6 protein-coding genes are annotated in these 3901 nt (G+C 70.1%); 2 read left to right on the plus strand and 4 right to left on the minus strand.

Going from position 1 to position 3901, the window contains the following annotated elements; translation table 11 throughout:
• Positions 1 to 6 precede the first annotated feature (6 nt).
• The 3 genes from G6017_RS07855 to G6017_RS07865 all read right to left on the minus strand — a co-directional run bounded on the left by G6017_RS07855 (position 7) and on the right by G6017_RS07865 (position 1327).
• Positions 7 to 468 carry an SRPBCC family protein gene (locus G6017_RS07855; protein ID WP_096906637.1) on the minus strand — a complete coding sequence of 154 codons (462 nt, stop codon included), beginning with the start codon at positions 466 to 468 and terminating at the stop codon, positions 7 to 9.
• A gap of 171 nt (positions 469 to 639) precedes the next feature.
• The gene (locus tag G6017_RS07860) at positions 640 to 798 is read right to left on the minus strand and encodes a hypothetical protein (protein WP_182616812.1); all 159 of its coding nucleotides are present in this window, start codon (positions 796 to 798) and stop codon (positions 640 to 642) included.
• 367 nt (positions 799 to 1165) lie between these two features.
• Complete coding sequence (locus G6017_RS07865; protein WP_182616813.1) at positions 1166 to 1327, minus strand: hypothetical protein; 162 nt, start codon at positions 1325 to 1327, stop codon at positions 1166 to 1168.
• 315 nt (positions 1328 to 1642) lie between these two features.
• Here G6017_RS07865 and argJ point away from each other — a divergent pair, with 315 nt between their 5' ends.
• Together argJ and G6017_RS07875 are read left to right on the plus strand one after the other, a co-directional pair.
• Positions 1643 to 2863, plus strand: coding sequence for a bifunctional glutamate N-acetyltransferase/amino-acid acetyltransferase ArgJ (gene argJ, locus G6017_RS07870; protein WP_182616815.1), 1221 nt, complete (start codon positions 1643 to 1645; stop codon positions 2861 to 2863).
• Complete coding sequence (locus G6017_RS07875) at positions 2860 to 3339, plus strand: nuclear transport factor 2 family protein (RefSeq protein WP_182616816.1); 480 nt, start codon at positions 2860 to 2862, stop codon at positions 3337 to 3339. The genes argJ and G6017_RS07875 overlap by 4 nt, the downstream gene beginning before the upstream one ends.
• Here the strand turns inward: G6017_RS07875 and G6017_RS07880 are convergent.
• The coding region (locus G6017_RS07880) for an alpha/beta hydrolase family protein (protein WP_182616818.1) at positions 3324 to 3901 on the minus strand (578 nt) is incomplete at its 5' end. The two genes, G6017_RS07875 and G6017_RS07880, sit on opposite strands and share 16 nt — an antisense overlap.

Genomic DNA, 3901 nt, shown 5'->3' on the forward strand with positions numbered 1-3901 from the left:
CTGGGATCACCCGGCCCGCCGCTCGGCCTCGGCGGCGATGTCCGCCAGGTCCTGCTCCATCGTCCTGCGGGTCGACTTCTCGGCGAACCGGCCCATCACGGACATCACGACCCGGGAGACCGCGGGGGCGTGAGCGGTGTGTGCGCCGAACCGCATCCGAAGGGTCGAACCGCCGTCGGCGTCCGGGGTGATCGTGAAGACGGTCTTGTACTCGGTGCCGCCGCTCTCGGCGACGATGGTGGTGGAGTGTGGCGGCTCGACGGCCAGCACCATCATCTCCTCGGTCGCCTTCATACCGAACATCTTGCGCGTCTCACGCCAGCGCAGACCGGGCTGGTACGGGCCGGAGGTGAGGATCTCGACCGCCAGCACGCCACTGAGCGTGCGGTGCGCCTCGGGGATGTCGGTGAGCACGGCCCACACGGTGTCGGGGTCGGCGGCGACGTGGCGGGTCAGGTCGAGTTCCATGGCTCCACGGTAGCGGCGCGTGTGGACGGAACGGGCCGCGACAGAACGGGTTGCGACCGAACGGGTTGCGGGAATGCGGAAACCGGCCCCCGCCGGAGCGGGGGCCGGTTTCACTGTGCGCTCGGGCCGACCGAAGCCGGGCCCGGGCGAGGCGCCGTCAGGCGCGTCGGCTCAGGAACCGAGGGCGTCGGTGACCGTGCCGACGAGGCCGGCGAAGAAGCCGAGGACGTTGGCGGCCAGGTCGGCACCGCCGTCGACGACCTGCGAGCCGGTGTTAACGGCGGCGGAGCCGGTGGCGAGGCCGGGGAGGAAAGTCTCGATGGAACCCATGATGTGGTCCTTTCGTCGGGGGATGCGACGCCTGGTGCGTCGATCGGTTTAGCAGAGTCCTCGATGAGCACGAGGCCTGTCGGGAACTCGCCTCCGGACGCTACGTACGGCTGCAGCAGGATTCACCCGGATCAGTGTCGCGCGCGGGCGGTTCACGGGGAAAGCTCTTTACTTTCGCTGGTTGGCAGGCGCTCTCGGTTTAATGTGATCTGCGCCACATCCCTTGCCGAAAGGCGTGCCGCGCTTTCCCGGAAAAGCCCGGAAGGCGGGAGGAGAAGGGGCTGATAAATGCACAACACCGGCATCCTCGAAAGAGAATGCCGGCGTTGAAAGCGACTAGGACCTCGTGGGTCCGGTGTCACTCAGCTCAGAGCGAGCCCACGACGTTGCCGAGCGAGCCGGTGACGGTGCCGTAGACACCCTCGGCGGCGGTCGAGCCGGTGTTGACGAAGCCCTCGGCGGCGGTGGAGCCGGTGCCGATCAGGCTGTTGAAGAAGTTGAGGACGCCGGTGAAGATCTGCTCGATCATGTGATGATCCTTTCGTCTGCGGGCGGCGCGAGGGTGCGCCGCACTCGTGGTGCAGTCCTGCTTTCGGACTCGCGATGTACATCCCGAATCCGCTGGAGGACGTTACGCAGCGATCGCGGAATTACTAATTGAGAGGTGGTTTCCGCCCGGTGTTCCGGCTGCACACTTTCTTATCTATGCAGAGCACGGGACCGCACATCGTTCTCTTGTTAGAGGTGTCACATTTGTGAAATGCTTCGGGGTGGAGCCGGCGTCCCGGACCGACCCGGACGGTCACATACCGCGGGCAGACCCCGGCGGGGGAGAATGGTCGGCATGACTCCGCCGAACGCCACCGTCGCCGCCCAGACGATCCCGCTCCCGCCGGGCTTCCGCGCCCACTCGGGTGCCGCGGGACTGCGTGAGCGCGGGGATGACGTCTTCGTCGTCGTCAACGACGGTCCCTCCCCGGCGTCGTCGGCAGTGTTCACCCGGTCCCTCTTCGCCGGACCGTCGGTCGTGCTCAGCCGCGCCAATGCTGCGAGCGGTCGGGCGCGCGGCGTGGTGGTCGTGGCCAAGAACGCCAACGTCGCCACCGGCGAACAGGGCATGGCCGACGCGCGCGAGGTGCTCGATCACGCGGCCGCCGCCGTGGGGGCGGCGCCGGAGGAGATGCTCATCGCCTCCACCGGCGTCATCGGCCGGCGGTACCCGATGGACCTCCTGCGCACGCACCTCGACGGCCTGGCCGGTGCCGGGTTCGATGCCGACGCGGTCGCGCTGGCCACCGCGATGATGACCACGGACACCCATCCCAAGACGGCGCGGGTGGAGGTGACGACGACGACGGGCGGCACCGCCGGGATCGTGGGCATCGCCAAGGGCGTCGGAATGGTCGAACCGGACATGGCCACGATGATCGCGGTGCTGTTCACCGATGCCGCGGTGGAGCCGGGGGTGCTGGACTCCGCGTTCAGGGCCGCGGTGGACGAGACCTTCAACTGCCTGTCCGTCGACACCGACACCTCGACCTCGGACACCGCGATCGCCCTGGCCAGCGGCGCGGGCGACCCTGTCGGCGAGGTCGAACTGCGTGAGGCGTTCGAGGCGATCTGCCTCGACCTGACCCGCCAGCTCGCGCGCGACGGGGAGGGCGCCACCAAACTCCTCACGGTCGAGGTCACGGGCGCGCGGGACCGGGCCCAGGCCAAGCGGGTGGCCAAGGCGATCCTCAATTCCCCGCTGGTCAAGACCGCCGTCCACGGCGCCGACCCCAACTGGGGACGGGTCGCCATGGCGATCGGCAAGTGCCACGACGACACGGACATCGACCCCGAGCGGGTCCGCATCGTGTTCGGCGACCTCGAGACCTACCCGGCGTTCCCGGGCGAGGCCGAACTCGAGCGGCTCACCGAGATCATGCGGGCCGAGGAGGTCACCATCGCCGTCGACCTGGGTGTGGAGAGCGGCGCCGGCGTGGCCGACGGGGCCTGCACCGTCTACGGCTGCGATCTGAGCCGCGAGTACATCTCGATCAACGCTGATTACACGACATGAGCCGGCTGCACGACGGGAGCGCGGTGGAGGACCTCGAGGCGATCCGGGCGGTCTTCGCCCGGCGCCTGTACGTCATGGACACCAAACAGTGGGACGCCTACGGACCGTGCCACACCGAGGATGTGGTCAGCGAGTCGTGGGCGGCGAGCGGCGGCGCTGCCGAGGTGCGCGGGCGCGAAGCGCTCACCGCCGCGATCCGCGACACCCTCGACGGTCCGAACCCGGTGACGAGCGTCCATCACGGGTACACGCCGCTGCTGGAGCTGACAGGTCCGGACCCGGTGACCGGCGACCCCGCGGCCACCGGCGTCTGGGCGATGGAGGACCGGTTGTGGTGGTCGGTCGACGGCCGCGAGCACTGGCTCCACGGCTGGGGGCACTACCACGAGCGGTACCGCAGGGTGGGCGGTCGGTGGTTGATCGCCTACCGGCGGCTCGAGCGGATCCGGGTGGACACCGGTTACACCGATTCCTGAGCCATCGCGAGCATGGTGTCGCGGGTGTCGTGCCACACCCGGCCGGTGATGTCGCCCCACGGGTCGTGGCCACCGGGCACCAGCGAGACGCGGGCGGGGTCGCCCACCCGGCGGGCCGCCCGCACGTAGGCCTCGGACTGCTCGGGTAGCACCACCTCGTCGTCGCGACCGTGGACGCACACCACCGGGACCCCGGTGGGCAGGTGCGCCACGGGGGAGGCGTCCCGGTAACGCTGACGGCGCGTGTCGGAGCGCCCACCGAGCAGTCCGGCGACGTACTTGTCCCCGGATTCCTCGGCGCGGAGAAGGTCGGCGACCCCGGCGAGGGACACACAGCCCGAGACGGGGACGGTGGGGCGGGACCCGGGCAGGGAGGACGGTAGTCGTGCCCGCCCGGCGACCCACAGCGCCAGGTGCCCGCCGGCGGAGTGCCCGGCGACCACCACCCGGCGCAGGTCCAACCGGTCGCCCACTTGCGCCGAGACCTCGACCAGGTGGTCCACGGCCCGGCACACGTCCGCGACCGTGGTGGGCCAGCCCCCGCCGGAGCCGACCCGGCGGA

The organism is Dietzia sp. B44, assembly GCF_014145245.1.
Lineage (GTDB): Bacteria > Actinomycetota > Actinomycetes > Mycobacteriales > Mycobacteriaceae > Dietzia > Dietzia natronolimnaea.